General features: G+C 73.2%; 23 protein-coding genes and 5 tRNA genes. 10 read left to right on the forward strand and 18 right to left on the reverse strand.

Annotation, left to right across the window (positions count from 1 at the left end):
• Positions 1-9 precede the first annotated feature (9 nt).
• Positions 10-1,857: an HSP90 family protein gene (locus tag AB0E88_RS11495; protein WP_361627679.1), complete on the forward strand. Its 1,848-nt coding sequence runs from the start codon at positions 10-12 to the stop codon at positions 1,855-1,857.
• Positions 1,854-4,751: a tetratricopeptide repeat protein gene (locus AB0E88_RS11500; protein WP_361627682.1), complete on the forward strand. Its 2,898-nt coding sequence runs from the start codon at positions 1,854-1,856 to the stop codon at positions 4,749-4,751. Before AB0E88_RS11495 ends, AB0E88_RS11500 begins: the two co-directional genes overlap by 4 nt.
• Positions 4,752-5,017: 266 nt before the next feature.
• Here AB0E88_RS11500 and AB0E88_RS11505 read toward each other — a convergent pair whose 3' ends face one another.
• Entirely contained in the window at positions 5,018-6,712 is a 1,695-nt protein-coding gene (locus AB0E88_RS11505; RefSeq protein ID WP_361627685.1) for a DAK2 domain-containing protein, read from the reverse strand.
• 265 nt (positions 6,713-6,977) lie between these two features.
• On the opposite strand from AB0E88_RS11505, the gene rpmB reads away from it, so the two are divergent.
• The 3 genes from rpmB to AB0E88_RS11520 all read left to right on the forward strand — a co-directional run bounded on the left by rpmB (position 6,978) and on the right by AB0E88_RS11520 (position 11,599).
• A complete protein-coding gene (gene rpmB / locus AB0E88_RS11510) occupies positions 6,978-7,163 on the forward strand; it encodes a 50S ribosomal protein L28 (RefSeq protein WP_004924906.1) in 186 nt (61 codons plus the stop codon).
• Between the two features lie 115 nt (positions 7,164-7,278).
• Complete coding sequence (locus AB0E88_RS11515) at positions 7,279-10,368, forward strand: BTAD domain-containing putative transcriptional regulator (RefSeq protein ID WP_361627688.1); 3,090 nt, start codon at positions 7,279-7,281, stop codon at positions 10,366-10,368.
• A gap of 34 nt (positions 10,369-10,402) precedes the next feature.
• A complete protein-coding gene (locus AB0E88_RS11520) occupies positions 10,403-11,599 on the forward strand; it encodes an FAD-dependent monooxygenase (protein WP_361627690.1) in 1,197 nt (398 codons plus the stop codon).
• Between the two features lie 21 nt (positions 11,600-11,620).
• On the opposite strand, the gene thiD is transcribed toward AB0E88_RS11520, so the two are convergent.
• Both thiD and AB0E88_RS11530 read right to left on the reverse strand, forming a co-directional pair.
• Entirely contained in the window at positions 11,621-12,421 is an 801-nt protein-coding gene (thiD, locus tag AB0E88_RS11525; protein ID WP_361627693.1) for a bifunctional hydroxymethylpyrimidine kinase/phosphomethylpyrimidine kinase, read from the reverse strand.
• Positions 12,418-13,383 (reverse strand): thiamine-phosphate kinase, encoded by a 966-nt coding sequence (locus AB0E88_RS11530; RefSeq protein WP_361627696.1) that lies wholly within the window; start codon positions 13,381-13,383, stop codon positions 12,418-12,420. The genes thiD and AB0E88_RS11530 overlap by 4 nt, the downstream gene beginning before the upstream one ends.
• A gap of 269 nt (positions 13,384-13,652) precedes the next feature.
• Here AB0E88_RS11530 and AB0E88_RS11535 point away from each other — a divergent pair, with 269 nt between their 5' ends.
• Both AB0E88_RS11535 and AB0E88_RS11540 read left to right on the forward strand, forming a co-directional pair.
• The gene (locus AB0E88_RS11535; RefSeq protein ID WP_029384521.1) at positions 13,653-13,886 is read left to right on the forward strand and encodes an Lrp/AsnC ligand binding domain-containing protein; all 234 of its coding nucleotides are present in this window, start codon (positions 13,653-13,655) and stop codon (positions 13,884-13,886) included.
• A gap of 20 nt (positions 13,887-13,906) precedes the next feature.
• Positions 13,907-14,407, forward strand: a complete 501-nt coding sequence (locus tag AB0E88_RS11540) for a DUF3515 domain-containing protein (protein WP_361627700.1) — start codon at positions 13,907-13,909, stop codon at positions 14,405-14,407.
• A gap of 24 nt (positions 14,408-14,431) precedes the next feature.
• On the opposite strand, the gene AB0E88_RS11545 is transcribed toward AB0E88_RS11540, so the two are convergent.
• From AB0E88_RS11545 to AB0E88_RS11555, 3 genes are all read right to left on the reverse strand, one after another.
• Complete coding sequence (locus AB0E88_RS11545; RefSeq protein ID WP_361627703.1) at positions 14,432-15,589, reverse strand: D-alanine--D-alanine ligase family protein; 1,158 nt, start codon at positions 15,587-15,589, stop codon at positions 14,432-14,434.
• A 105-nt stretch (positions 15,590-15,694) separates the two neighbouring features.
• Positions 15,695-16,714, reverse strand: coding sequence for an NAD(P)H-dependent glycerol-3-phosphate dehydrogenase (locus AB0E88_RS11550; protein WP_361627706.1), 1,020 nt, complete (start codon positions 16,712-16,714; stop codon positions 15,695-15,697).
• On the reverse strand, positions 16,711-17,493 hold the full coding sequence (locus AB0E88_RS11555; RefSeq protein WP_361627709.1) for a lysophospholipid acyltransferase family protein: 783 nt from the start codon (positions 17,491-17,493) through the stop codon (positions 16,711-16,713). The genes AB0E88_RS11550 and AB0E88_RS11555 overlap by 4 nt, the downstream gene beginning before the upstream one ends.
• A gap of 203 nt (positions 17,494-17,696) precedes the next feature.
• Between AB0E88_RS11555 and cofC the strand changes: the two genes are divergently transcribed.
• Positions 17,697-18,335, forward strand: coding sequence for a 2-phospho-L-lactate guanylyltransferase (gene cofC / locus AB0E88_RS11560; RefSeq protein ID WP_361627712.1), 639 nt, complete (start codon positions 17,697-17,699; stop codon positions 18,333-18,335).
• Positions 18,336-18,345: 10 nt separating this feature from the next.
• Positions 18,346-18,549, forward strand: coding sequence for a hypothetical protein (locus AB0E88_RS11565; RefSeq protein ID WP_361627715.1), 204 nt, complete (start codon positions 18,346-18,348; stop codon positions 18,547-18,549).
• Between the two features lie 158 nt (positions 18,550-18,707).
• Here the strand turns inward: AB0E88_RS11565 and AB0E88_RS11570 are convergent, their stop codons facing one another.
• The 4 genes from AB0E88_RS11570 to leuC form a co-directional block, all read right to left on the reverse strand.
• Positions 18,708-19,367: an HU family DNA-binding protein gene (locus AB0E88_RS11570; protein ID WP_361627718.1), complete on the reverse strand. Its 660-nt coding sequence runs from the start codon at positions 19,365-19,367 to the stop codon at positions 18,708-18,710.
• 137 nt (positions 19,368-19,504) lie between these two features.
• A complete protein-coding gene (locus AB0E88_RS11575) occupies positions 19,505-19,735 on the reverse strand; it encodes a hypothetical protein (protein ID WP_361627721.1) in 231 nt (76 codons plus the stop codon).
• Positions 19,736-20,009: 274 nt separating this feature from the next.
• Entirely contained in the window at positions 20,010-20,603 is a 594-nt protein-coding gene (leuD, locus tag AB0E88_RS11580) for a 3-isopropylmalate dehydratase small subunit (protein ID WP_361627724.1), read from the reverse strand.
• Positions 20,604-20,608: 5 nt separating this feature from the next.
• Entirely contained in the window at positions 20,609-22,039 is a 1,431-nt protein-coding gene (leuC, locus tag AB0E88_RS11585; protein ID WP_361627727.1) for a 3-isopropylmalate dehydratase large subunit, read from the reverse strand.
• Between the two features lie 196 nt (positions 22,040-22,235).
• Between leuC and ndgR the strand changes: the two genes are divergently transcribed.
• The gene (ndgR, locus tag AB0E88_RS11590) at positions 22,236-22,952 is read left to right on the forward strand and encodes an IclR family transcriptional regulator NdgR (RefSeq protein WP_361627730.1); all 717 of its coding nucleotides are present in this window, start codon (positions 22,236-22,238) and stop codon (positions 22,950-22,952) included.
• A gap of 323 nt (positions 22,953-23,275) precedes the next feature.
• Here ndgR and AB0E88_RS11595 read toward each other — a convergent pair.
• The 8 genes from AB0E88_RS11595 to AB0E88_RS11630 all read right to left on the reverse strand — a co-directional run bounded on the left by AB0E88_RS11595 (position 23,276) and on the right by AB0E88_RS11630 (position 26,908).
• Positions 23,276-23,351 (reverse strand) — tRNA-Glu (locus AB0E88_RS11595).
• Positions 23,352-23,379: 28 nt separating this feature from the next.
• A tRNA-Gln gene (locus AB0E88_RS11600) sits at positions 23,380-23,451 on the reverse strand.
• A gap of 21 nt (positions 23,452-23,472) precedes the next feature.
• A tRNA-Glu gene (locus AB0E88_RS11605) sits at positions 23,473-23,545 on the reverse strand.
• Positions 23,546-23,574: 29 nt separating this feature from the next.
• A tRNA-Glu gene (locus tag AB0E88_RS11610) sits at positions 23,575-23,647 on the reverse strand.
• Between the two features lie 21 nt (positions 23,648-23,668).
• Positions 23,669-23,740: transfer RNA gene (locus AB0E88_RS11615), tRNA-Gln, on the reverse strand.
• A 92-nt stretch (positions 23,741-23,832) separates the two neighbouring features.
• Complete coding sequence (locus AB0E88_RS11620) at positions 23,833-24,564, reverse strand: HAD family hydrolase (protein ID WP_361627733.1); 732 nt, start codon at positions 24,562-24,564, stop codon at positions 23,833-23,835.
• 81 nt (positions 24,565-24,645) lie between these two features.
• Positions 24,646-26,130, reverse strand: coding sequence for a glutamate--tRNA ligase (gltX, locus tag AB0E88_RS11625; protein WP_361627736.1), 1,485 nt, complete (start codon positions 26,128-26,130; stop codon positions 24,646-24,648).
• Entirely contained in the window at positions 26,123-26,908 is a 786-nt protein-coding gene (locus tag AB0E88_RS11630; RefSeq protein WP_361627739.1) for a fumarylacetoacetate hydrolase family protein, read from the reverse strand. The genes gltX and AB0E88_RS11630 overlap by 8 nt, the downstream gene beginning before the upstream one ends.
• Positions 26,909-26,936 lie beyond the last annotated feature (28 nt).

Consider the following 26,936-nt stretch of genomic DNA (forward strand, 5'->3'; position numbering starts at 1 on the left):
GCCGTGACGATGGACTCGCAGACCTCACAGTCATCCCAGGCATCCCAGTCACCTCAGACACCTCAGACACCTCATTCGTTCCAGGTCGACCTGCGTGGTCTCGTCGACCTGCTCTCCCATCACCTCTACTCCAGCCCGAAGGTCTACCTGCGCGAGCTGCTGCAGAACGCCGTCGACGCGATCACCGCGCGCCGCGCCGGGGAGCCCGGCGCCCCCGCCCGCGTGCGGCTGTACGCCGAGGACGGCGCGCTGCGCGTGGAGGACTCCGGGATCGGGCTCACCGAGGCGGACGTGCACTCCCTGCTGGCCACCATCGGGCGCAGTTCCAAGCGGTCGGACGGGTTGCGCGAGGCGCGCTCGGACTTCCTCGGGCAGTTCGGCATCGGGCTGCTGGCCTGTTTCGTGGTGGCCGAGCGGATCCGGGTGGTCAGCCGCAGCGCCCGTACGCCCGACGCGCCGCCGGTGGAGTGGACGGCGCGCGACGACGGCTCGTACACCGTGCGGACGTTGCCGGTGACGGACCGGCCCGAGCCGGGTACCACCGTGTACCTCACCGCGCGTCCCGGGGCGGCCGAGTGGCTCACGCCCGAGCGGGTGCTGACGCTGGCCCGGGACTTCGGCTCGCTGCTGCCGTACGACGTGCGGGTCGGCGAGGAGGCGGTCACCGACCTGCCCGCGCCCTGGGACCGCTCGTATCCGAGTCCCGCGGCGCGCCGGGTGGCGCTGGCCCGGCACTGCCACGCGCTGTTCGGGTTCACCCCGCTGGACTCCATCGACCTGGACGTGCCGGTGGCCGGCGTCCGCGGGGTGGCGTACGTGCTGCCCCAGGCGGTGAGCCCGGCGCAGCGGGCGGGGCACCGCGTGCACCTGAAGGGCATGCTGCTGACCGAGCGGGCCGAACAGCTGCTGCCCGACTGGGCGTTCTTCGTGCGCTGCGTGCTGGACACCGACAGCCTGCGGCCCACCGCCTCACGCGAGTCGCTGTACGAGGACGAGACGCTGGCGGCCGTCAGGGAGGCGCTCGGGGAGCGGATCCGGTCCTGGCTGACGTCGCTCGCGGCCGGTGACCCGGAGCGGCTCGCGGCCTTCCTGTCGGTGCACCACCTGGGGGTGAAGTCGCTCGCGCGGCACGACGCGGAGATGCTGCGCACGATGCTGCCGTGGCTGCCGTTCGAGACGACGGACGGGCGGCTGTCGCTGGAGGAGTTCGCGCAGCGGCACCCGGTGGTGCACTTCACGCGGACGGTCGAGGAGTACCGGCAGGTGGCGCCGATCGCCTCCGCGCAGGGCGTCGGCGTCGTCAACGGCGGCTACACGTACGACAGCGAGCTGGTCGAGGCGCTGCCGAAGGTGCGGCCCGGCACGGTGGTCGCCGAACTGGACGCGGACACCGTCACCGCGCACCTGGACGGGGTCGACGCGGACGTGGAGCTGGCGCTGGCGGGCTTCCTGGCGGCCGCGCGGGCCAAGCTGGACCCGCTGGGATGTGATGTGGTGCTGCGGGCCTTCCACCCGCTGTCGGTGCCCGCACTGCACCTGGACGACCGGGCGGCCCGGCACGAGCAGGCGCGCGCCGAGGCGCAGGAACAGGCGGACGACCTGTGGGCGGGCATCCTCGGTTCGCTGCGCGGCAGCGCGCCACGCGCGCGTCTGGTGCTGAACCACCTCAATCCGCTGGTCCGCCGGATCAGCGCACTCGGCGATCCGGAGCTGATCGGCACCGCGACGGAGTCGCTGTACGGGCAGGCGCTGCTGATGGCGCAGCGGCCGCTGCGGCCCGCCGACTCGGCACTGCTGAACCGCGCCTTCATCGGGCTGCTGGAATGGGCGACGCACGGGGAGGGCGAGCAGCGGTGAACGAGATCACGGACTTCGACGCGCTGCGCCGGGCGATGGCGCAGAACTCCGAGGAGCCGGAGGGCCCGGCGCGCAACGCGCGGGCGGAGCAGCTGCTCGCCGAGGCGGAGAAGCTGGACATCCCGCTCGCCGTGATCGAGGCGCTCGGGCACCAGCTGAAGGTCTACAACTACAGCTCCGAGAAGGCGAAGATGTTCGTCCCGTTCGCGCGGCTGCTGCGCATGTGGGACGAACGGCCGGAGGACTTCGACGCGTACGAGGCGCACTCCCTGCACTGGGTGTTCAAGTGGATGTCGTCCGGCATGCTCGACCAGCCGCACATCCCGCTGGAGTCCGTGGAGAAGTGGCTCGGCGAGATGGAGCACCGCTATCGGCTCGCCGGGTACTCCGAACGGGCGGTGCGCAGCGCGGAGCTGTCCGTCGCCGCCCATGTGGGGGACATCGCGCGGGCCGAGCGTGCCTATGCCGGGTGGCTGGCGGCGGACCGGGACGAGATGGCGGACTGCCACGCCTGCGAACTGCACCTGCAGGGCTGGTGGCACACCGAGCGGGGCCGGGACGCGGAGGCGGTCGAGGCGTGGCGGCCGGTCCTGGAGGGCGAGTTCAGCTGCGCGCACGAGCCGCACACGGTGCTCGCCTCGTCGCTGCTGCCGCTGCTGCGGCTGGGCCGCCCGGACGAGGCTCGCGCCCACCATCTGCGGGGCTTGCGGCTGGTGCGGGCCATGGAGAGCATGCGGGGCGCGTTCGCGGACCACGTGGAGTTCTGCGCGCTCAGCGGCAACGAGGCACGCGCGCTGGAACTGCTGGCCGAGCGGCCGGCGTACTTCACCGACGACGGCCATCCGCGCAGCCGCATGGACTTCCTCGCGGTGGTCGCGCTGCTCATGGACCGCCTGGTGGAGCTGGGCCTGGCCGGGCAGCGGGTGCCGGGGCCGGCGGGCCGGGACTGGACGGCGGGGGAACTCGCGGTCGACGCGCGTGCCGAGGCGCTGGCGCTGGCCGAGCGCTTCGACCGGCGCAACGGCACGACGTACGTGAGCGAGTGGGCACGCGCGCGGATGGCGCGGCGGCCGCTGGTGGACCGGCTGCCGCTGGGCGTGCGGTCGGTGCGGACGGCTCCGCCGGCACCGGTGGCCCCGCCCGTGGCCGAACCCGCCGTGGAACGCGACCTGCCCACGCTGCTCGCCGAGGCGCGGCGGCTGTCGGACACGCTGCGGCCGGACGCCCTGGAGGCGTGGGCGGCGGTGGCGCGGGCCGCGCAGGACGCCGAGCTGACGCCGTACGACCGGGCGGAACTCCTCGACCACGAGGCGATGAGCCGGGGCGAGGAGGGCGCCGAGCTGTTCGAGCGGGCGGCCGAGCTGTACGCGCGGGCGGACGACGAGGGCGAGGCGCTCGCGGCACGCGCGCGTGGGGCGTACGTGCGGGCGCTCGCCGGGGACGTGGACGCGGCGCTCGCGGCGGTCGCGGAACCGTACGACCGGGTGCTCGCCCTGTACGCCGGGGACGGCACCGGGCTGCGGCAGACCGCGTCGGTGCTGATGAGCCGGGCGCGGATCCTGATGCGGCGTGTGCACGAGGCCGAGGGCGCGGTGGACGCAGCGGTCGCCGAGCGGGCCGAGGGGGCCGTACGGGAGGTGCTGGCGCTCGTCGAGGGCCGCACCGGTGACGACGTGCGGCTCGCGGCCCGGCAGGCAGAGGGGCTCGCGATGCTCGGGGAACTGGCCGTGCACGGCGGGGATCCGCGGGCGGCGGCGCAGCTGTTCGCGCGGGCGGCCCGGGAGTTCACCGACGCGGGGGTGCCGTGGTTCGCGGTGGAGTACGAGGCGCGGCTGGCGCAGCTCGCCCATCACCTCGGCGACCCGGCCGAGGCCGAGCGGGCGCTGCGCGCGGCGCTGGAACACGGCGGGGCGCAGCTGGCGCCGGTCGGGCGGGCCCAGCTGCACCTCCAGCTCGCCGAGGTCGTCGGCGCACGCGGTGAGGTCGCCGAGGCCGCCGAGCACGCCGTGGAGGCCGCTCACTGGGCGGACGAGGCCGGCGAGGGGCCGACGCTGGGCGCCTGGGCGCGGCACCAGCTCGGCGGGCTGCTGGTCCGGCAGGGGCGGTGGGCGGAGGCGGCGGAGGTGCTGGAGTCGGCTCTGCCCGACGTGAGCGCCGAGACGCACGGCGACGGGGCGGTGGTGCAGACCATGTGGTGGCTCGGCGACTGCCTGGGCGAGCTGGGCGAGCACCGCGCTGCGGCCGAACGGCGTCTGCAGGCGGCCGGCATCGCCCGGCACTGGCCGGAGCAGGAGGACCACGCCACGCTCGCCCACCTCGCCGCGACGAGCCTGGAGGCGGCGGGGCTGGCCGAGGAGGCCGGGCAGGCGTACGCGCGGGCCGGTGAGCTGTGGCGCGCGGTGGGCGACGTGCACGGTCTGGTCCGTTCGCTGCGCGCCCGCGCGTGGCTGGCGCTGCGGGCCGAGGACGGCCTTCCGGCGGCCCGGGAGCTGATGTCGGCGGCCGCCGAGGAGTGCGCGGCGGCGCTGACGGCGGCGGACGGGGACGAGGAGACGCGGCACCGGGTCACCGCGGAACTGGGGCACACCCACCGTCAGTTCGGCGATCTGCTGGCCCGTTGCGGCCCGGACACGTTCGAGGCCGCGCTGGCCGAGCTGGAGGAGGCGATCACCGTCTTCGCCTCCCTGGGCCCGGACGCGATCCACACCCGCACCGGCGCGGAACTCGCGGCGGGCCGGCTGGCGGCCGAGCTGGGCCGGCCCGACGCGGCACAGGCACGCGCGCGTGCGGTCCTCACGGCGTACGAAACGGCCCCCGAGGACGACGAGACGGCCACGTCCCGCCGGGCGGAGGCGGCCCGACTGGCGCAGACGGCGGGCGAAGGGACGAACTGAACCCCTCTCACCGCCCCCCGCCGTACGGCGACGAGCCCGCTCTCACCGCGTCCCGCGCCCCCGCCGCCCGCGGTGAGCGAGTTCGGACCACGCCGCCGCCCTCGCCGCCCGCGGTGAGCGGGTTCGGACCACCGCCGCCACCGCCGCCGCCCTCGCCGCGCGGCGGCGATCAGGTGCAGACCGCGCGCCGCCGCCGGCGCACTGCGATCAGCGCCGTCCGGCCGCCCCGGCGCCCCCGTGGCACCGCGCACCGCCGTGCGGCGGGGTCACTCCACGCCGATCAGCAGGAGCGCGCCCTGCCGGCCACCCCGGTAGACGACCGTGTCGACGGCCAGGTACGTCTCCCGCACCCGGGTCTCCAGGCGCTCGGCGACGCCGTCGGGGGCCTCGTCGCCGAGGACCAGGGTGACGAGTTCGCCGCCGGCCGCGAGCATGCGGTCCAGGACGGTCTCGGCGGTGGCGGTGACGTCCGCGCCGATCACGGCGACGTCACCGTCGATGAGGCCGAGGACGTCACCGGCCTGGCAGATGCCGGCCGTGGTCCAGGACTCGTGTTCGGCGACGGTGACCTCGGCGTAGCGGGTGGCGCCCGCGGCCGAGGTCATGGAGACGACGTCCTCGTCGAAGCGGCGGTCGGTCTCGTGCACGGCGAGCGCGGCGATCCCCTGGACCGCGGACCGGGTGGGGATGAGCGCCACCCGGATGCCCTCGGTGCGGGCCTGCTCGGCGGCCGCCGCGGCGGTGTGACGCAGCTCCGGGTCGTTGGGCAGCAGCACGACCTCGCGCGCGTGGGCACGCCGTACGGCCTCCACCAGCTCCCCGCTGGCGGGCGGCTCTCCGGGACGGGCGAGCACCGTCGTCGCGCCCGCCTCGGTGTACAGCCCGGCGAGGCCCTCACCCGGGACGACGGCGACGACGGCCCGCTGGGCGCGCTCGCGGGGCGGGCGCTCGCCGCGCGCGGTGTGCGCGTCGTCGGCGCCGAAGTGGGTGATCCGGATCCGGTACGGCCGCCCGGCCTCCACCCCGGCCTCCACGGCGGCGCCGGCGTCGTCGACGTGCACATGGACGTTCCACAGCCCGTCGCCGCCGACCACGACCAGCGAGTCGCCGAGGGCGTCCAGGCGACGGCGCAGCCGGGCGACGGCGTCGTCGTCGGCCTCCAGGAGGTAGATCACCTCGAAGGCCGGGCTGCCCTCGTCGGGAGCGGCTCCCGCGTCGGGGCAGGCGATGAGCGTCTCGGCGGGCACGCGCGCCTGCGAGGCGGTCCGCACGCGCGGGTGGCCGCCGGGATCCGCCGGCGTCTCCCCCGTGAACGTCTCCACCAGGGCCCCCAGCACCGCCACCAGTCCCCGTCCGCCGGCGTCCACGACCCCGGCGTGCTCCAGGGCGGCCAGCTGACCGGGGGTCGCGGCGAGAGCGGCGCGCGCCCCGTCGTACGCGGCCCGCGCGACCGTCCCGCAGTCGCCGCCCGCGTCGCCCGTGCCCTCGGCGGCGTCGGCGGCGGCCGCGGCGACGGTCAGCACCGTGCCCTCGACGGGGTGGGCGACGGCCTGCCGGGCGGAGTCGGCCGCGCAGCGCAGCGCGCGCCGCAGTCCCGGCCCGTCGGTGTGAGAGTCCTCACCCTGGGCGGCGAGGACCTGCGCCATGCCGCGCAGCAGCTGGGCGAGGATGGTCCCGGAGTTCCCGCGCGCCCCGATGAGCGCGCCGTGCGCCATCGCGTGGACGGTGTCGGCGAGCGAGGGCCGCCCGCCGCCGGTCTCGTACCCGGCGAAGACGGCCTCGACCGCGCCGGCCGCCGACTCCAGGGTCAGATACAGGTTGGTGCCGGTGTCCCCGTCGGCCACCGGGTAGACGTTGATCGCGTCGATCTCCTCGCGCGCGCGTCCGAGCGCGTCCAGCGCGAGGGAGCACCACGTGCGCACCGCGAGAGCATCGAAGAATGTCTGCGGCACCTGCGCCACCTGCGCCTCCCTGAGCTGCTGGACGTGGGACGCAGCGTAGACCCCGGCCCGGTGCCCGCCGGAAGAGGGCCGTGGCCGGGCCCCTGGCCCGTCGTGGTAGTTTCGTTGTCCGGACGCAGTCGTTGTATGCTGCTCCGGTTGCCCGATCCCATCGGGCTGTTCCCCTGGCAGCGCCACTCAGATCTCAGATCACTCACCGATCGCAGGATCCGTCCCGGCATGCCGGGATTAACCGTAAGTGCATCTGAAGTCTTTGGAGTGACCCGTGGCTGCCAACTGCGACGTCTGCGGCAAGGGGCCGGGCTTCGGCAACAACATCTCGCACTCGCACCGCCGTACGCCCCGCCGCTGGAACCCGAACATCCAGCGTGTGCGTACCGTGGTCGGCGGGACGCCGAAGCGCGTGAACGCCTGCACCTCGTGCATCAAGGCCGGCAAGGTCTCGCGCTGACGCACAGCTAAAGCGCGCGGCCACTGTCGGTTCGCTGCACAAAGCCGGTCCACCACCAGGTGGGCCGGCTTTTTGCCGTACCCAAGAGGCCACAGGGCCTGCCAGAATCCGCAGAATGCGCTTCGGCATCCTGGGCCCGTTGGAGATCCTCACCGACGACGGAGTTCCCCTCTCCCCCGGAGGCCCCCGCCCCCGCGCCCTGCTCACGCTGCTACTGCTCGACGCCGGCCGCGCGGTCCCCGTGGAACGGCTCCTGGACGGCCTGTACGGCGCGGAGCCGCCCGCCGAGGCCATGAACGCGCTGCAGTCCCAGATCTCCCGGCTGCGCCGGCGCCTGGGCCCGCTCCCCGCCGTCGAGGGCGCCGGGGCCGGCTACCGGATCGCCGTGGACCCCGGCGCCGTCGACGCCCACCGTTTCGCCCGTCTCGCCGCCGAGGGACGCACCGCCCTGGCCGGTGGTGATCATCCGCGGGCGGCGGCCCTGCTGCGGGACGCCCTCGCCCTGTGGCGCGGCCCGGCGCTGCCCGACCTGCCCGACGCGCACGCCGAGCGGACGCGCCTGGAGGAGCTGCGGCTGGCCGTCGTACAGGACCGGATCGAGGCCGATCTCGGGGGTGGCGGTGGCGCGGGGCTGGTGCCGGAGCTGCGGGCACTGGTCGCGGAGCATCCGCTGGGCGAGCGGCTGTACGGGCAGCTGATGCGGGCCCTGCACGCGGGCGGCCGGCCCGCCGAGGCGCTCGCGGTGTTCGATCAGGCGCGCCGCGCGCTCGCCGACGAGCTGGGTGCCGACCCGTCGCCCGAGCTGGCCGCCCTCCACCTGGACCTGCTGCGGGCGCGCCCCGGCGCCCCGTCCGGGCCCCGGCTGCCGGCGCAGCTCACCCGGTTCGTCGGCCGGGAGGCCGAGCTGGCCCGGATCGCGGAGGCGCTCGCCGGCTCGCGGCTGGTGACGCTGACCGGTCCCGGCGGTGTCGGCAAGACCCGGCTCGCCCTGGAGGCGGCCCGCGCCCACCTCGACGAGCGGGCCGAACGGCGCCGGCGGGCGGGTTCCGACGCGCGGCATGAGGGCACGCCGGAGGTCTGCCTGGCGGAGCTGGCGCCGCTGGCGGACGGCGAGCGGATCCCGTACGCCGTGCTGGCCGCGCTCGGGGTGCGGGACGGGTTCCGCGCTCCGGCCACACACGCCATGGACCGGCTGCTGGCCGCGCTGGAGGACCGCGCGGTGCTGCTGGTGCTCGACAACTGCGAGCACCTGATCGACGCCGCCGCGCGGACCGCGGCGCTGGTGCTCGGCGCCTGCCCCGGCGTGCGTGTCCTGGCGACCAGCCGGGAGTCGCTGGCGATCACCGGCGAGGTGCTGGTCCCGGTGGGGCCGCTGCCCGAGGAGCCGGCCGTACGGCTGTTGCTGGACCGGGCGCGGGCCGTGCGCGCGGACGTCGACGCCGACCACGCGCGCGTGCCGGAGATCTGCCGGGCGCTGGACGGGCTGCCGCTGGCGATCGAGCTGGCCGCGGCCCGGCTGCGCACCCTGTCGCCGCAGGAGCTGGCCGAGCGGCTGCACGACCGGTTCCGGCTGCTGGCCCGCGGCGACCGCGCCAAGGCGCCCCGGCACCGCACGCTGCGCGCGGTCGTGGAGTGGAGCTGGGAGCTGCTGGACCGGCGGGAGCGGGAGCTGGCGAGCCGGCTCACGGTGTTCCGCGGCGGCGCCACCCTGGACGCGGTGGCCGCGGTGTGCGCGGTGCCCTGCCCGGAGGACGTCCTGGCGTCCCTGGTGGAGAAGTCGTTCGTGGAGGTGTCGGAGGGGCGCTACCGCATGCTGGAGACGATCCGCGCGTTCGCGGCGGAGGAACTGGCGGGCGGCGCCGGGCACCCGGCCGGCGTGGCAGCGCTCCGGGACGCCCACGCCGTGTACTTCCTTCAGCTGGCCGAGCGGGCGCAGCCGTATCTGCGCGGCGGTGAGCAGCTGTCCTGGCTGGCCCGGCTGGCCGCCGAGCACGAGAACCTGGACGCGGCCCTGCGCCGTCTGACGGGCACCGCCCCCGGCGAGGCGCTGCGCCTGATGGCCGCCCTGACCTGGTTCCGCCGGCTGCGCGGCCTGCACGGTGAACGGGTGCCGCAGGCACGCGCGCTGCTCGCGGCGGTCGGCGGCGAACCACCGGCCGGTCTGGCCGAGGAGTACGCGCTGTGTCTGATGAACGCGGTCTCCGGGCAGGGCGACGACCCGGCCGACCCGGGGCTCGTCGCGCGGGCGGCCTCCGTCATGGCGACGCTCGGGGCGCCGTTGCGGCTGCCGTTCACGGTGGTCCTGTGGTCCCTCACCGGAGGCCCGCAGCTCACGGTCGACGCACAGGTGCGCGTGCAGGTCGGCGACGAGCCGTGGGGCCGGGCCCTGCTGGACCTCGGTCTCGCGTACCAGGCGTGGTTCTCGGGGCGCGCGGACGAGGCGGAGGAGGTCTTCACGCGCGCGTGGGAAGGCTTTCGCGCCACCGGTGACCGCTGGGGCATGGCCAACTGCCTGGACCCGCTCGGCGGCTTCGCCCACGCGCGCGGCGCACCCGCGCGTGCCCTCGCGCTGCTCGACGAGGGTTTGACGCATGTGCGGGAGCTGGACGCGCCCGAGGAGACCGCGGACCTGCTGCACCGGCGCGCGTACGTGCTGCTGGCCCGGGGCGCCCACGAGGAGGCCGCCGCGCACTTCGCCCGCTGCCGCGACCTCGCCCGCGGTGCCGGTGCCGCCGACAAGGTGGCGGGCGCCCTGCGCGGCCTGGGTGACGTGGCCCGCCACGCCGGTGACACGGCCCGCGCGCGCGGGCACTACGAGGACGCTCTGCGGGCGTGCGCGGCCACCTGGTTCAGCGTCGGCGAGACGGTACGCATCCTGATCGGCCTGGGCCGCACGGCCGCCGCCGAGGGGGACGCCGCCGCGGCCCGCGACTGGCTCGCCCAGGCCCGCGCCCAGGCCCTGCCGTCGTCCGACGTGCTGCTGCTGGCGGACGTCGCCGACGCCCTGGCCGGCCTCGCCGCCCGGCCGGAGGAGGCCGCCGAACTCCTGGGCGCCGCCGCGGGCCTGCGGGGCCTGCGCCTGGACGGCGACCCCGACGTCGTGGGCACGGCACAGCGCACGCGTGCGTGCCTGTCGCCCGAGGCGTACGCGCAGGCCTTCGAGCGGGGCCGGCGGCTGCGGTCAGCGGTGGTCAGCGAACGGTAGGCGGGTGGTCAGCGCGGCCCGGGAGGCTCCTCGCATGACCGAGAACCTGAGCCACCTCACCGTCCTGATCTCCGGCGCGAGCGTCGCCGGCCCGGCGCTCGCCCTCAACCTCGCCCGGTACGGCGCGCGGGTCACCGTCGTGGAGAAGGCGCCCGCGCTGCGCGGCGGCGGCTTCGCGGTCGACTTCCGCGGGCACGTGCACCGCCGGGTGCTCACCGCCATGGGCATCTGGGACGACGTGCACGCCCGTCAGACCCGCATGGGCCGGCAGACGGTCGTGGACGCCGACGGCGCCCCGCGCGTCGACCTCCCGGCGGAACTGATGAGCGGGGACGTGGAGATCTTCCGCGGCGACCTGTCCCGGATCATGTACGAGCACACCGAGGACCGCGTGGAGTACGTCTTCGGCGACTCGGTCGCGGCGCTGACGGACACCCCGGACGGGGTCGAGGTCGCGTTCGAACGCGGCGCGCCCCGCCGCTTCGACCTCGTCGTCGGCGCCGACGGCCTGCACTCGAACACCCGCCGCCTGGTCTTCGGCGACGAGTCGCACCACCTGCGCTTCTTCGACCACTACGTGGCCGGCTTCCCCGTGCCCAACCATCTGGGCCTCAACCGCACGGGCCGGCTGTACAGCGAACCGGGCCGCTGCGTCGTCATCGGCAACTACGACGGCGACCCGGAACGGGCGGGTGCCCTGCTGGTGTTCCGGTCCGGACAGCTGGCGTACGACCGCCGGGACGTGGAGGCGCAGAAGCGGATCCTCACCGAGCGGTTCGCGGGGATGGGCTGGGAGACCGCGTCGGTGCTGAAGGCGCTCCAGGAGACCGACGACCTGTACTTCGACGCCATCGCGCAGATCCACGTCGACCGGCTCACGAAGGGCCGGGTGGCGCTCCTCGGGGACGCCGGGTACGGGGCGACGATGGGCGGCATGGGTACGGGCGTGGCCGTCGTCGGCGCGTACGTCCTCGCCGGGGAGCTGGCGCTGGCGGGCGGCGACGTGCGCGTCGCGCTGGCCGAGTACGAGGCGCGCATCCGGGACTTCGCCCGGGGCTGCCAGAAGATCTCCGGCAACGCGGGCCCGTTCTTCGCCCCCGCCACCGAGCGGCGCATCCGCAGCCGGGACCGCATGTACCGGCTGCTGAGCTCCCGGCTGCTGGCGGGCTTCTTCAAACGGCTGACGGAGAAGGCGGCGACGGCGATCGACCTCAGGGAGTACCCCGCGTGAGCGGTCGGCGCGGGGCGCCGCTCAGGCGGTCGCGTCCCGGAAGGCCCAGCCGTGGTCCACGGGCCCGATGCCGCCGCCGAGTGCGAAGCCGGCGGCGATGGCCCCGGTGACGTACTCCTTGGCCGTCGTGACCGCCTCCGGCACCGACCGCCCCTTGGCCAGACCGCACGCGATGGCGGAGGCGAGGGTGCAACCGGTGCCGTGGGTGTGCCGGTTGTCGTGGCGCGGGGCGCGCAGCCAGTGCTCCTCGGCACCGTCCGTCAGCAGGTCCACGGCGTCCCCGGCCAGATGGCCGCCCTTGATCACCACCCAGCGCGGCCCGTACGCCAGGACGGCCGCCGCGGCCCGCCGCAGGTCGTCCTCCGACTCGACGTGTACGCCGGTGAGTTGGGCGACCTCGTCGAGGTTCGGGGTGGCGACGGTGGCCACCGGGAGGAGCTTGGTGCGCACGGACTCCAGCGCGGACGCGGCGAGCAGCGCGTCACCGTGCTTGGAGACGCCGACCGGGTCGACGACGGCGGGCGCGTCGGTGCCGGCCAGCAACTCCGCGACGGTCTCGACGAGTTCGGCGGAGGAGAGCATGCCGGTCTTCACGGCCTGGACGCCGATGTCGTCGACGACGCTGCGGTACTGCGCGCGCACCGCGTCGACCGGCAGCTCCCAAGCGCCCTGGACGCCGAGGGAGTTCTGCGCGGTGACGGCGGTGAGCACGCTCATGCCGTGCGTGCCGAGCGCGAGCATGGTCTTCAGGTCGGCCTGGGTCCCGGCGCCGCCCCCGGAGTCGGAGCCGGCCACCGTGAGCACCCGGGGCGGCGCGGTCATGACTCGATGTCCCCGAAGTGGTCCCAGCCGCCCTTGCTGGTCCAGGGGGCGCCGTCGACCGTCACCTGGGGCAGCGCGGAGGGGTTGAGCACCTCGCCGATCACCTTCCAGCGGGCGGGCAGCTTGACGTCCGAGGGGAAGGTCGCCACGATCGCGTGGTCCTCTCCCCCGGTCAGCACCCACTGGAGCGGGTCCACGCCCACGGCTTGGCCGATGTCGTGCATCTGGGTGGGGACGTCGATGGCGCCGGAGCGGATGTCGATGCGCACCTTGCTGGCCTCGGCGATGTGCCCGAGGTCGGCGATCAGGCCGTCGCTGACGTCGCACATCGCGGTCGCGCCGAGCGCCGCGGCCGCGGGACCGGCGTGGTACGGCGGCTCGGGGCGGCGGTGGGCCTCGACGAACGCGCGCGGCGAGCGGAAGCCGCGGGAGAGCACCGCGTACCCGGCGGCGGACCAGCCGAGCCAGCCGGTCACGGCGACGAGGTCGCCGGGCTGCGCGCCGGCCCGGGTGACGGGCTCCTGGTTGCGCAGGTCACCGAGCGCGGTGATCGACACCATGATCGTGTCGCCGCGCACCACGTCGCCGCCGACCACGGAGGCGCCCGCGACCTGGCACTCGTCGCGCAGGCCGTCCATCATCTCCGTCGGCCAGGTCACCGGCAGCTCGGCGGGCACCACCAGGCCGAGCAGCAGCGCGGTCGGGACGGCGCCCATGGCGGCGATGTCGGCGAGGTTCTGCGCGGCCGCCTTGCGGCCGACGTCGTAGGCCGTGGACCAGTCGCGGCGGAAGTGCCGGCCCTCCAGCAGGATGTCGGTGCTGGCCACGACCCGCCGGTCGGGGGCGGCCACCACGGCGGCGTCGTCGCCGGGACCGACCCGGACCGCCGGGGTGGTGGTGAGACGGGAGGTGAGCTCCCTGATGAGCCCGAACTCCCCGAGCTCACCAACAGTGCCCTTCATTGTCCTGGCTCCCCTTCCGTCCCTGCTGACGTTGTCCGTGCCCGGTCGCGCGGGACCAGTGTCCTCGATACCTTCGAAGTGACCGGCCGCAGGTGCCCGGTCGACGTGACCGGCCCCCGGTGAACGGTCCCTTCGGTCATCCTCGTCCGCCCCGTCCGCACCCCGGCACGCAAGGCCCGGTTCCCGCAGGTCTCCCCGCGGGGAGCGGCGACGCGGTACCGTGGCGTTCCTTTTCCCCACATGATCCTCGTGGCCGCCCTGGAGGTTCCGTGGTACAGGCGTACATCCTGATCCAGACTGAGGTCGGCAAGGCGTCGACCGTCGCCGAGACGATCGGCAAGATCCCTGGAGTGATCCAGGCCGAGGACGTCACGGGTCCCTACGACGTCATCGTGCGCGCGCAGGCCGACACCGTCGACGACCTGGGCCGCATGGTGGTCGCCAAGGTCCAGCAGGTGGACGGCATCACCCGCACACTGACCTGCCCGGTCGTCCATCTGTAGCCCCCGTCTACCCTTGGCCGGTGAGCTTCTTCCGTCACCGGCCCTTCGGCCTGCCCGCCCTCGTCCTGCTCCTCGGCGTCGCGGGCTGCTCCTTCGCAGACGACAGCGCGTCGGTCGCGGTTCCGTCGCCGGCGGCGAAGACCGCGGGGCTCTGCCGGGAGCTGGACCGGGCGCTGCCGTCCCGGGTCGACGGCCAGGACCGCCGGGACCCCGGCCCCGCGTCACCGCTGACCGCGGGCTGGGGGGACCCGGCGATCATACTGCGGTGCGGTGTCGAGCGGCCGCCGAAGATGACCGATCCCAAGGTCTCGGTCGGCGGTGACGCCGACGCCATCGCCGGCGGTGTGGACGGCGTCGACTGGCTCATGGAGAAGCAGGACGACGGCGCGTACCGCTTCACCACCGCCAACCGCCGCGCCTACGTCGAGGTGACCGTGCCCGAGGGCCGGGACCCCTCGTCGGTTCTCGTGGACCTGGCCCCGGGCATCAAGAAGGCGATCCCCGAGGGGATCGCCGACTGAGCGGCCGAGGGGCCGCCGGAGGGGCTAGCGCAGGCCCGTGGACCTGCGCAGGGCCGCCTGGATGAGGCGGTCGACCAGCTCGGGGTAGCTGACGCCGGTGGCCTGCCACATCTGCGGGTACATCGAGATGGGCGTGAAGCCGGGCATCGTGTTGATCTCGTTGATGACGAACTCGCCGTCCTCGGTGAGGAAGAAGTCCGCGCGCACCAGGCCCTCGCAGGAGGCCGCGTCGAAGGCGTCCACCGCGAGCCGCCGCACCTCGGCGGTCTCCTCGTCGGTGAGCGGCGCCGGGACGACGCCGGGCGTGGAGTCGATGTACTTGGCCTCGAAGTCGTAGTACGCGTGGGCGTCCGGCGGCGGGATCTCCGCCGGTACCGACGCGCGCGGGCCGTCCTCGAACTCCAGCACGCCGCACTCGATCTCACGGCCGCGCAGGGCCGCCTCGACCAGGATCTTCGGGTCGTGCCGCTGCGCCTCCTCGATGGCCTCGTCCAGGCCGGAGAGGTCGTCCACCTTGGTGATGCCGATGGACGAGCCGGCCCGCGCCGGCTTCACGAACAGCGGCCAGCCGTGCTCGCCGGCGAAGTCGACGATCTTCTTGCGGGCGGCGGCGGTGTCCCGCTCCCACTCGCGGGGCCGGATCACCACGTACGGGCCGACCTTGAGCCCGAAGGAGGTGCACACCCGCTTCATGTACTCCTTGTCCTGGCCGACGGCCGAGGCGAGCACGCCCGAGCCCACGTACGGCACCCCGGACAGCTCCAGCAGGCCCTGGAGGGTGCCGTCCTCGCCGTACGGGCCGTGCAGCACGGGGAAGACCACGTCGACCTCGCCGAGCGCCTTGGGCACCGAGCCGGGCTCGCTGTAGACGACCTCGCGGCTGGCGGGGTCGACGGGGAGCACCACGCCACCGTCGCCGGGCTCGGCCATGTCGTCGACCTCGGGGGTGCGGCGGTCGGCGATGGCCATCCGCTCCGGCTCGTCGGCCGTCAGCACCCAACGGCCCTCCCGGGTGATGCCGATCGGCAGGACGTCGTACCGCGTCCGGTCGATGGCGCTCAGGACGGCGCCGGCCGTGACCATGGAGATCCCGTGTTCGGAGCTGCGTCCGCCGAACACGACGGCCACGCGCGGCTTGCGGGACGGCTGCTCAGGGCTCTGGGGGAGGTTCTCGGTGCTCATATCGCGTTGAGAGTACCCGGTGGTATGCCCCCCGTCAGCGCCCGCCGGGCCGCCGTGACTCCGTGTCCCCCGGTCGGTCGCGCAGCGTCGCGCGGGCGGCGCCGTTCAGCGCCGTTCGGGCTTGGCGCTGCGCGACATCAGCTCCTTGAGGGCGACCACCGGGGACTTGCCCTCGTGCACGATGGACACGACGGTCTCGGTGATCGGCATGTCGACGCCGTGCCGGCGGGCCAGATCCAGCACCGACTCGCAGGACTTGACTCCCTCGGCGGTCTGCTTGGTGACCGCGATGGTCTCCTGCAGGGTCATGCCCTTGCCGAGGTTGGTGCCGAAGGTGTGGTTGCGCGACAGCGGCGAGGAGCAGGTGGCCACCAGGTCGCCGAGGCCCGCGAGTCCGGAGAACGTCATCGGGTCGGCGCCCATCGCCAGGCCCAGCCGGGTGGTCTCGGCGAGGCCGCGGGTGATGAGCGAGCCCTTGGCGTTGTCGCCGAGCCCCATGCCGTCCGCGATGCCGACGGCGAGGCCGATGACGTTCTTGACGGCACCGCCCAGTTCGCAGCCGACGACGTCGGTGTTGGTGTACGGCCGGAAGTACGGCGTGTGGCAGACGCTCTGCAGGCGCTGCGCGACCGACTCGTCGGTGCAGGCGACGACGGCCGCGGCCGGCATGCGGGCGGCGATCTCGCGGGCGAGGTTGGGTCCGGTGACCACGGCGACGCGTTCCGGGCCCACCTTGGCGACGTCCTCGACGACCTCGCTCATCCGCATGGTGGTGCCCAGCTCGACGCCCTTCATCAGCGACACCAGGACGGTGCGCGGGGCGAGCAGCGGTGCCCATTCGGCGAGGTTGGCGCGCAGGGTCTGGGAGGGCACCGACAGCACGGTGAAGTCGGCGCCGGCGGCGGCCTCGGCGGGGTCGGTGGTGGCGCGGAGGTTCTCGGGCAGCTCCACGCCGGGGAAGTAGTCGGGGTTGGTCCGGGTGGAGTTGATCGCCTCGGCGACCTCGGGGCGGCGCGCCCACAGCACGACCTCGCACCCGGCGTCGGCGAGCACCATGCCGAAGGCGGTGCCCCACGAACCGGCGCTGAAGACGGCTGCCTTGACCGGCGTGACCGGCTTGCTCACGTGCCCTGCCCTTCCGCCTGCTTGCCCTGCGTCCGCGCCTCGGCCTGGGCCTGGGTGCGGCGGCGCTGCTCGATGCGCTCGCGGCGCGGGTCGTACGGGGTGGCGGGCGCCTTCTCGCCGCGGATCTCCTCCAGCTGGCGGGTGATGGCGGCCATGATGACCTCGGTGGCCTCCCTCAGCACCTCCGCGGACATCTCCTTGCCGTAGAAGCGGGAGAGGTCCACGGGCGGCCCGGCCAGCACATGGTGGGTCTTGCGCGGGAAGACGTCCGGCTTCTTGGCGTACGGCGGCAGCAGCTCGTTGCAGCCCCACTGGGCGACCGGGATGACCGGGCACCTGGTCTGCAGGGCGACCCGCGCGGCGCCCGTCTTGCCGGTCATGGGCCAGCCGTTGGGGTCGCGGGTCAGGGTGCCCTCGGGGTAGAAGGCGACGCACTCGCCGCGCTCCACGGCGTCGATCGCGGCCCGGAAGGCGCTGAGCGCGTCGGTGGACTCGCGGTAGACGGGGATCTGGCCGGTGCCGCGCATGGCGGCGCCCACGAAGCCCTTCTTGAAAAGCCCGCTCTTGGCCAGGAATCGCGGGACCCGGCCCGTGTTGTACTGGTAGTGGGCGTATGCGAAGGGGTCGACGTGCGAATTGTGGTTCACCACGGTGATGAATCCGCCGTCGGCCGGAATGTTCTCCATTCCGCGCCAGTCCCGCTTGAGCAGAAACACCAGCGGTGGTTTGCAGATCACCGCGGCGAAGCGGTACCAGAAGCCGATTCTGCGGCGGGGCACGCGGACACCTTCCTCTAGGGCTTGCCACCGGGGGCCCGTGGGGCCGCACAAGTGTCGCCCCGGGCCGCCGGTCTGTCGAGAACACCGTACGCCCGCCCGTCCCCCGCCACCGCCCCCGTACGCGGCTTCGTGACCCTCCCCCCTGTCCGGCGCGGGAGACGTCCCGGTGACAATGACGAGGACACGAGAGGGACGGTACGCCGGTGCAGTGGACCTTGGTCATCCCCCTGAAGCCTCTGGCGCGGGCCAAGAGCAGGCTCGCGGACACGGCCGGGGACGGGGTGCGCCCGGGCCTCGCGCTGGCCTTCGCCCAGGACACGGTCGCGGCGGCGCTGGCCTGCGGCGCGGTGGGCGATGTGGCGGTCGTCACGAACGACGCCCTGGCCGGCCGGGAGCTGGCGGCCCTGGGCGCCCGGATCGTCCCCGACACCCCGTCCGCGGGTCTGAACGCGGCACTGGCGCACGCGACGGCGGTGGTACGGGCCGTACACCCCCGGAGTTCCGTGGCGGCCCTGAACGCCGATCTGCCCGCGCTGCGCCCGCTGGAATTGGCCCGGGTCCTCGATACGGCCGCCGCATTCCCGCGCGCATTTCTCCCGGACGCCGCGGAAATCGGCACGACGCTCCTGTCGGCCACCGCGGGCCAGGAATTGCGGCCGGCATTCGGCCCGGACTCCCGTGCCCGCCACCGCGCGTCCGGCGCGGTCGAGCTGCCCCTGGACCGGGTCGCTTCGGTACGCCAGGACGTGGACACCGGCGAGGACCTGCGCGCCGCGCTCTCCCTGGGCGTCGGCCCCCGGACGGCCGCGGCGGCCGCGCGGCTGCTGATCCCCGGGCAGTAGGCTGACCGTCATGCAGGCGACCGCATACACGTACGACCCCGAGACCCGCTCCGGCCAGGTGCTCCTCGACGACGGCACGCCCGTGCCCTTCGACGCCCCGGCCTTCGACGCGGGCGGTCTGCGCCTGCTGCGCCCCGGCCAACGGGTCCGTATCGAAACGGAAGGCGAGGGCGACTCCCGCCGCGTCACGCTGGTGACCCTGCAGACGTTCTGACGCCGGTCCCCGCCCACCGGGGGCGGACTCCGGGCCCGGTCGGGCCGTCCCGTCCCAAAACCCCTCCCCCACCAGGACACCGGGTCCACAACACACCGCGGGCCGGACTCCGTCAGGGAGTCCGGCCCGGCGCGTGAGCAACCGTTGCGCGTCGCCTCCTAGCGCGCGGTGGTCTTCTTCGCGGCGGTCTTGCGCGCCGACGACTTCTTGGCGGGCGCCTTCTTGGCGGTCGCCTTCTTCGCCGGGGCCTTCTTCGCCGTGGTCTTCTTGGCGGCCGTGGTCTTCGCCGCGGTCGTCTTCTTGGCGGCCGCCGCCGTGGTCTTCTTGGCGGGCGCCTTCTTGGCCGTGGTCTTCTTCGCGGCGGCCGTGGTGGTCTTCTTCGCCGGGGTCGCCTTCTTGGCGGTGGTGGTCTTCTTCGCGGCAGCCGCCGTCGTCTTCTTGGCCGCGGCCTTCTTGCCCGCGGACTTGGCGATGGTGGGCGGCGCACCGGACAGGCTGCCCTTGGGGGCCTTCTTCACCGCGATGTCGTTCTTCGGGAGCTTCTTCGACCCGCTGACCAGGTCCTTGAAGCCCTGACCCGCACGGAAGCGCGGAACGGAGGTCTTCTTGACCCGAACCCGCTCGCCCGTCTGCGGGTTACGGGCGTAGCGGGCCGGCCGGTCGACCTTCTCGAAGGAACCGAACCCGGTGACCGAGACGCGGTCGCCCCCGACGACCGAGCGGACGATGGCGTCCAGGACCGCGTCGACAGCATCGGCGGCCTGCTGGCGGCCACCCATCTTGTCGGCAATCGCTTCTACGAGCTGCGCCTTGTTCACGTCTTCCCCTTCGGAGACATCGCCAGAACGAAAGTGTTCAAGCTTTTTCGCACGTTAGGCAGATATATACCGCAAATCAAACACGAAACGGGCTTATCACCCTTGTGCCGCAACGAACTCGGCGATCGCGGATGTGGTCAGTGGTCCTCTTCGGGGACGCGCCCCGCGTCGAGATCCGCCATGAACCGCTCCAGCCGCCTTGTCGCACCGGCAAGATCGTGTTTGGCCGCGGCCGTAATGACCAGCAGCTTCCGGGTCAGCGCCATCCGTACGCCCTCCGGGACTTGCAGTGCGCGCACCCGGGTGTGCGCTTGTTTCAGTTGGTCCGCGACCGCCGCATAGAGCTCGAGTTGGCCGTCGTGTTCCATGCACAGATTGTGCCATCTGGGGCGAGTTGTCGCCCGCGCAGGGGGCAACTGCCGCCTCCGAGGGCCATCCGGGCGCACCGGGAGGACGCGTTCCGGAACCTCGGGTACCCCGGCAACCACCCCCGTAACGTGGGAAGTTGAACCGTGACCGACCGGCCGCCGGGGCCGGGCGGGCCCGGAAACGGCCGTACCCCCGATCGGACCGATCGGGGGTACGGAAGGGGTGATGCGGTGGCCGAAACCCGCCCCCCGCGGGGCGGGCCGGGCCGAAGGTTCAGACCTGGAGCGTGCGCGGCTTGAAGGACGGCCGCTTCGCCTCGTACGCGGCGATGTCCGCCTCGTTCTGCAGGGTGATGGAGATGTCGTCCAGACCGTTCAGCAGCCGCCAGCGGGAGTTCTCGTCCAGCTCGAAGGAGGCGGTGATGCCCTCGGCGCGCACCTCACGCGCCTCAAGGTCCACGGTGACCTCAGCCGTGGGGTCCTTCTCGACCAGGTCCCACAGCGCGTCCACGATCTTCTGGTCCAGGACCACGGTGAGCAGGCCGTTCTTCAGCGAGTTGCCGCGGAAGATGTCGGCGAAGCGGGAGGAGATCACGGCCTTGAAGCCGTAGTTCTGCAGCGCCCACACCGCGTGCTCACGGGAGGAGCCGGTGCCGAAGTCGGGGCCCGCGACCAGGACGGTGGCGCCCTGCCGCTCGGGGCGGTTCAGCACGAACTCGGGGTCCTTGCGCCAGGCCTCGAACAGCCCGTCCTCGAACCCGTCGCGGGTGACCTTCTTGAGCCAGTGGGCGGGGATGATCTGGTCGGTGTCCACGTTGCTGCGGCGCAGCGGGACGGCCCGGCCGGTGTGCGTGGTGAATGCTTCCATGATCCTCAGACTCCAGCGGGCGTACGGGTCTCGGCGTCGGTCAGGTCGGCGGGCGAGGCCAGGTGGCCCAGGACCGCGGTCGCGGCCGCGACCTGCGGCGACACCAGGTGGGTACGGCCACCCTTGCCCTGCCGGCCCTCGAAGTTGCGGTTGGAGGTGGACGCGGAGCGCTCACCGGGGGCCAGCTGGTCGGGGTTCATGCCCAGGCACATGGAGCAGCCCGCGTGCCGCCACTCGGCGCCGGCCTCCTTGAAGACCACGTCGAGGCCCTCGGAGACGGCCTGCAGACCCACCCGCGCGGAGCCCGGGACGACCAGCATCCGTACCCCGTCGGCGACTTTGCGGCCCCGCAGCAGGTCCGCGGCGGCCCGCAGGTCCTCGATGCGGCCGTTGGTGCAGGAGCCTACGAAGACGGTGTCCACCTTGATGGACCGCAGCGGCTGGCCGGCCTCCAACCCCATGTACTCCAGGGCCTTTTCGGCGGCGAAGCGCTCCGAAGGGTCTTCGTACGAAGCCGGGTCGGGGACGGACGCGGAAAGCGGCGCGCCCTGGCCGGGGTTGGTGCCCCAGGTGACGAACGGCGACAGTTCGGCGGCGTCGATGACGACCTCGGCGTCGAACTCGGCGTCCTCGTCCGTCCTCAGCGTCTTCCAGTACTCGACGGCGGCGTCCCAGTCGGCGCCCTCGGGGGCGTGCGGACGGCCCTTGAGGTAGGCGAAGGTCGTCTCGTCGGGGGCGATCATGCCCGCGCGGGCGCCGGCCTCGATCGACATGTTGCAGATGGTCATCCGGGCCTCCATCGAGAGCTTCTCGATGGCGGAGCCGCGGTACTCCAGGACGTAGCCCTGGCCGCCGCCGGTGCCGATCTTCGCGATGATCGCCAGGATCAGGTCCTTGGCGGTGACGCCCTCGGGCAGCTCGCCGTCGACCGTGATCGCCATGGTCTTCGGGCGGGCCATGGGCAGCGTCTGGGTGGCCAGCACGTGCTCGACCTGCGAGGTGCCGATGCCGAAGGCCAGCGCGCCGAAGGCACCGTGCGTGGAGGTGTGGGAGTCACCGCAGACCACGGTGGTGCCGGGCTGGGTCAGGCCCAGCTGCGGGCCGACGACGTGCACGACGCCCTGCTCGACGTCGCCCAGCGGGTGCAGCCGCACACCGAACTCGGCGGCGTTCTTGCGCAGCGTCTCCAGCTGGACCCGGGAGACGGGGTCAGCGATGGGCTTGTCGATGTCGAGGGTCGGGGTGTTGTGGTCCTCGGTGGCGATGGTCAGGTCGAGCCGGCGCACCCGGCGCCCGCTCTTGCGGAGGCCGTCGAACGCCTGCGGGCTGGTCACCTCGTGCAGCAGGTGCAGATCGATGAAGAGGAGGTCGGGCTCGCCCTCGGCGCGCCGGACGACGTGGTCGTCCCAGACCTTCTCCGCGAGTGTCCTACCCATCGCTTTCCCTCCGGCCGGCAAACGTCCACCGGCCCAACTAGAGATCTTGAGGAGGCGTTGCCCGCGCCCCTGCGACCGGACATCCGCCACCAGGCCCGTCGAATCGCGGGCCGCTGTGCCTTCGTGCAATCCAGAGTGGCGGGTTCCGGAGAAAATTGAACTTGCGTTTCACAGAGTGAGACGCGAGTATCGTTGCATGGACAACAGTAGCGGCGTCGGCGTTCTGGACAAGGCGGCCCTCGTCCTGAGCGCTCTGGAGTCCGGTCCGGCCACCCTCGCGGGTCTGGTCGCGGCCACCGGACTGGCTCGACCCACGGCTCACCGCCTGGCCGTGGCTTTGGAACACCACCGCATGGTGGCGCGTGACATGCAGGGACGTTTCATTCTCGGCCCTCGGCTGGCAGAACTGGCCGCCGCGGCGGGTGAGGACCGTCTCCTCGCCACCGCGGGCCCGGTGCTCACGCATCTGCGGGACGTCACGGGCGAGAGCGCGCAGCTCTATCGCCGCCAGGGTGACATGCGTATCTGCGTCGCCGCCGCGGAGCGCCTGTCCGGACTGCGGGACACGGTCCCGGTCGGCTCCACGCTCACGATGAAGGCGGGCTCGTCCGCGCAGGTCCTGATGGCCTGGGAGGAGCCCGAGCGGCTGCACCGCGGCCTGCAGGGCGCCCGCTTCACGGCGACGGCCCTGTCCGGCGTACGGCGCCGGGGCTGGGCCCAGTCGATCGGTGAGCGCGAGCCGGGCGTCGCGTCGGTCTCCGCGCCCGTGCGCGGCCCCTCCAACCGCGTCGTGGCCGCCGTGTCGGTCTCCGGCCCCATCGAGCGCCTCACGCGCCACCCGGGCCGTATGCACGCCCAGGCGGTCATCGACGCCGCGGCCCGCCTCTCGGAGGCGCTGCGCCGCACGGGCTGACCCCGCCCCGGTCACCGAGGAGGGCGGCCGCCCCAACGCCGCGGCGGCCCCTCTCCGACGGCACCACAGCCGATCCGGGGGCGCGGGGACCACGGGGCCGGTCGCAGCGGACCGGCACCCGCGGGACCGCCCGCGCCTCCACCGCGATCAGGCGCCCGGCCGCCTCCGGCGGGCGAACCGGTCCTCCGCGTCCCCCCGCCCGCCGGCCCTGCCCGGACGGTTGATCGCGGTCCACGCCGGGTGGGCCGAAAAGCTCGTGCGGTGCGCCGAGTTGGTGCACGGGGCACGACGAAGGCCCTCCGCCGAAGCGAAGGGCCTTCTTGTGGTACCCCCGACCGGATTCGAACCGGCGCTACCGCCTTGAGAGGGCGGCGTGCTAGGCCGCTACACAACGGGGGCCTGGACACTGCGTTTCCGCAGGTCCGAGCTGGTCTACCTGGACTCGAACCAAGACTAACTGAACCAGAATCAGTCGTGCTGCCAATTACACCATAGACCAATGATGGTTTAGACCAGTCAGTACCCCCGACCGGATTCGAACCGGCGCTACCGCCTTGAGAGGGCGGCGTGCTAGGCCGCTACACAACGGGGGCCCTAGCGATCCCGACATGATCGAGATCAGTACCCCCGACCGGATTCGAACCGGCGCTACTGCCTTGAGAGGGCAGCGTGCTAGGCCGCTACACAACGGGGGCTTTGCAGATAAGCTCTGCGAGCTGGCCTACCTGGACTCGAACCAAGACTAACTGAACCAGAATCAGTCGTGCTGCCAATTACACCATAGGCCACTGGAACTCAAGCCCCTGCGGGGATCTCGTTCTAGTTTCGCTCCCCCGGGTCCCGGCCTTTCGGCCCGCTCCCCGGCGGCGCAGGAAGAACATTACCTGAAGGTGGACCGGGCTCCAAAACGGGTATCCCCGCCGAGCACCGCCGGGAGTTCGGCGAGGGTCGAGATCCGGCGCGGGCCCTGCGGCCCGTCACCGCCGGTACGCGCCCCGTCACGGTCGATCCACACCGACAGCAGACCCGCCTCGGCCGCCCCGCGCCCGTCGATGTCCGGATGGTCGCCGACGTAGGCCACCTCGTGCGGGGCGAGGCGCAGGGCGGCGCAGGCCGCGTGGAAGGCGGCCGCCTCGGGCTTGGACACGCCCAGCTCCGCCGCGCACAGGATGGTCTCGAAGCGCCCGTGAACGCCGAGGACGCGCAGCTTGCGGTCCTGGACGGTGAGGCTCGAGTTGGACAGCACCGCGTGCCGGTAGCCGGCGGCGAGGGCGTCCAGGGCGGGCACGGCGTCCGGGAAGAGGCTCCAGGCCGACTCGTAGTGACCGACGTACCGCAGGAACCAGTCGTCGGCCTCCGCGTCGCTCAGTTCCGCGCCCAGGAACGTGCGCACCCGGTCGCGGCGCTGCCCCTCGAAGGTCGCCTCCCCGGCCGAGAAGCGCGCCCAGTGCAGCTCCGTGGCCTCCCTCCAGCACGCGAGCGCCTGTTCCGCCGTACCGAAGACCTCGAGCAGTCCCTCGGCGGCCAGGTGGGCGCGCATGCCCGCGCGGTCGGCGCTCGTGTAGTCGAAGAGGGTGTCGTCGACGTCCCAGACCACGGCTCGGATGCTCATGGGCCGACGGTAGCCAAAACGGCGGGGGCGGTACCCGGGTGTTCCCGGATACCGCCCCCTGAGCCACGGGCCGTGAATGCCTTACGCGGCCGGCCTGGCCAGCGCCGCGTCGATCCGGGCGAGGGACTTCTCCTTGCCCAGGACCTCCAGGGACTCGAAGAGCGGCAGACCGACCGTACGGCCGGTGACGGCGACCCGGACCGGGGCCTGGGCCTTGCCGAGCTTGAGGCCGTGCGCCTCACCGGCGGCCAGGACGGCCTCCTTCAGCGACTCCGGGGAGGTCCAGTCGGCCGCCTCCAGCTTCTCCCGCGCCGTGCGCAGCAGGGCGTCGGAGCCCTCCTTCATCGCCTTCGCCCACGAGGCCTCGTCGAAGACGGGCTCGGGGAGGAAGAGGAAGTCGACGTTGTCGGTGATCTCCGAGAGCACCTTCACACGGGTCTGCGCGTGCGGGGCGACGGCCTGCCACTTGGTCTCGTCGAAGTCCTCCGGCGCCCAGGGGGCGAACGGGGCCTTGAGCCAGGGGCGGCAGCGCTCGGCGAAGTCCTTCACGTCCAGCATGCGGATGTGGTCGGCGTTGATCGCCTCGCACTTCTTCAGGTCGAAGCGCGCCGGGTTGGGGTTCACGTCGGCGATGTCGAAGGCCGCGACCATCTCCTCGATCGAGAAGATGTCCTGGTCCGCGGAGAGCGACCAGCCGAGCAGGGAGAGGTAGTTGAGCAGGCCCTCGGGCAGGAAGCCCCGCTCGCGGTAGAGGTTCAGGCTCGACTGCGGGTCACGCTTGGACAGCTTCTTGTTGCCCTCGCCCATCACGTACGGCAGATGGCCGAAGGCGGGGGTGTCCTTGGCGATGCCCAGCTCGATCAGCGCCTTGTACAGCGCGATCTGGCGCGGGGTGGAGGAGAGCAGGTCCTCGCCGCGCAGGACGTGGGTGATCTCCATCAGGGCGTCGTCGACCGGGTTGACCAGCGTGTACAGCGGGGCGCCGTTGGCGCGCACGATGCCGTAGTCCGGCACGTTCTCCGGGGTGAAGGTCAGCTCGCCGCGCACCAGGTCGGTGAAGGTGATCGTCTCGTCCGGCATGCGGAAGCGGACGATCGGGGCGCGGCCCTCGGCCTGGTACTGCTCGACCTGCTCGGCGCTCAGGTCGCGGCAGTGGCCGTCGTAGCCGGAGGGCTTGCCGGCGGCGCGGGCCGCCTCGCGGCGGGTGTCCAGCTCCTCCTGGGAGCAGTAGCAGCGGTAGGCGTGGCCGGCGTCCAGCAGCTTCTGCGCTACGTCCTTGTAGAGGTCCATGCGCTGCGACTGCCGGTACGGCGCGTGCGGGCCGCCGACCTCGGGGCCCTCGTCCCAGTCGAAGCCGAGCCAGCGCATCGCGTCGAGCAGCTGGTTGTAGGACTCCTCGGAGTCGCGGGCCGCGTCGGTGTCCTCGATGCGGAAGACCAGGGTGCCCTGGTGGTGCCGGGCGAACGCCCAGTTGAACAGGGCGGTGCGGACCAGGCCCACGTGGGGGTTACCGGTGGGCGAGGGACAGAAACGGACGCGTACGGGAGAGCCGGATGCGCTAGCCACGCTTGACAACCTTGTTGGTGAGAGTGCCGATGCCTTCGATGGTGACGGCGACCTCGTCGCCGACGTTCAGGGGGCCGACCCCTGCGGGGGTGCCGGTGAGGATGACGTCGCCGGGCAGCAGCGTCATGGCCTCGGAGATGTTGACGATCAGATCCGCGATGTCGTGGATCATCTCGCTCGTGCGGCCCAGTTGGCGCTGTTCGCCGTTGACCGTGAGCTGGATGGTCAGGTCGGACGCGGTCGCGAGGTCCAGGTCCGTCTCGACCCAGGGACCGAGCGGGCAGGAGGTGTCGAAGCCCTTGGCCCGTGCCCACTGCTTCTCGCGCCTCTGCACGTCGCGGGCGGTGACGTCGACGGCGCACGTGTAGCCGAAGATCACGTCCGCCACGCGCTCGCGCGGGACCTCGCGGCACATGCGGCCGATGACGACGGCCAGCTCGGCCTCGTGCTGGAGGTCCTCGGTGAAGGACGGGTACTGGATCGCGTCGCCGGGGCCGATCACCGAGGTGGACGGCTTGAAGAAGGCGAACGGGGCGTCCGGCACCTCGTTGCCCAGCTCACGGGCGTGCTCGGCGTAGTTGCGGCCGAAGGCGACGACCTTGTTGGGCAGCACGGGAGGCAGCAGCCGCACCTTGCTCAGCGGGACCTTGGTGCCGGAGAGCTCGAAGTCCGCGAACGGGATGCCCTTGATGATGTCGAGGACGAGCTCGTCCGGCTTGTCGCCTTCGACCGCGCCGAAAGCGACGTTCCCGTCGATGGAGAACCTGGCGATGCGCACGGGATCCTTGCGCCCCTTAACTTGTCAC

It is taken from the genome of Streptomyces sp. NPDC028635, from assembly GCF_040637635.1.
Classification (GTDB): Bacteria; Actinomycetota; Actinomycetes; order Streptomycetales; family Streptomycetaceae; genus Streptomyces.

Bases quoted from the DNA above. Each gene is read 5' to 3' on its own strand.
- AB0E88_RS11495 (WP_361627679.1), top strand. From the start codon at position 10: ATGGACTCGCAGACCTCACAGTCATCCCAGGCATCCCAGTCACCTCAG.
- AB0E88_RS11515 (WP_361627688.1), top strand. From the start codon at position 7,279: ATGCGCTTCGGCATCCTGGGCCCGTTGGAGATCCTCACCGACGACGGA.
- AB0E88_RS11520 (WP_361627690.1), top strand. From the start codon at position 10,403: ATGACCGAGAACCTGAGCCACCTCACCGTCCTGATCTCCGGCGCGAGC.
- thiD (WP_361627693.1), bottom strand. From the start codon at position 12,421: ATGACCGCGCCGCCCCGGGTGCTCACGGTGGCCGGCTCCGACTCCGGG.
- AB0E88_RS11530 (WP_361627696.1), bottom strand. From the start codon at position 13,383: ATGAAGGGCACTGTTGGTGAGCTCGGGGAGTTCGGGCTCATCAGGGAG.
- AB0E88_RS11545 (WP_361627703.1), bottom strand. From the start codon at position 15,589: ATGAGCACCGAGAACCTCCCCCAGAGCCCTGAGCAGCCGTCCCGCAAG.
- AB0E88_RS11565 (WP_361627715.1), top strand. From the start codon at position 18,346: ATGCAGGCGACCGCATACACGTACGACCCCGAGACCCGCTCCGGCCAG.
- AB0E88_RS11575 (WP_361627721.1), bottom strand. From the start codon at position 19,735: ATGGAACACGACGGCCAACTCGAGCTCTATGCGGCGGTCGCGGACCAA.
- leuD (WP_361627724.1), bottom strand. From the start codon at position 20,603: ATGGAAGCATTCACCACGCACACCGGCCGGGCCGTCCCGCTGCGCCGC.
- leuC (WP_361627727.1), bottom strand. From the start codon at position 22,039: ATGGGTAGGACACTCGCGGAGAAGGTCTGGGACGACCACGTCGTCCGG.
- ndgR (WP_361627730.1), top strand. From the start codon at position 22,236: ATGGACAACAGTAGCGGCGTCGGCGTTCTGGACAAGGCGGCCCTCGTC.
- AB0E88_RS11620 (WP_361627733.1), bottom strand. From the start codon at position 24,564: ATGAGCATCCGAGCCGTGGTCTGGGACGTCGACGACACCCTCTTCGAC.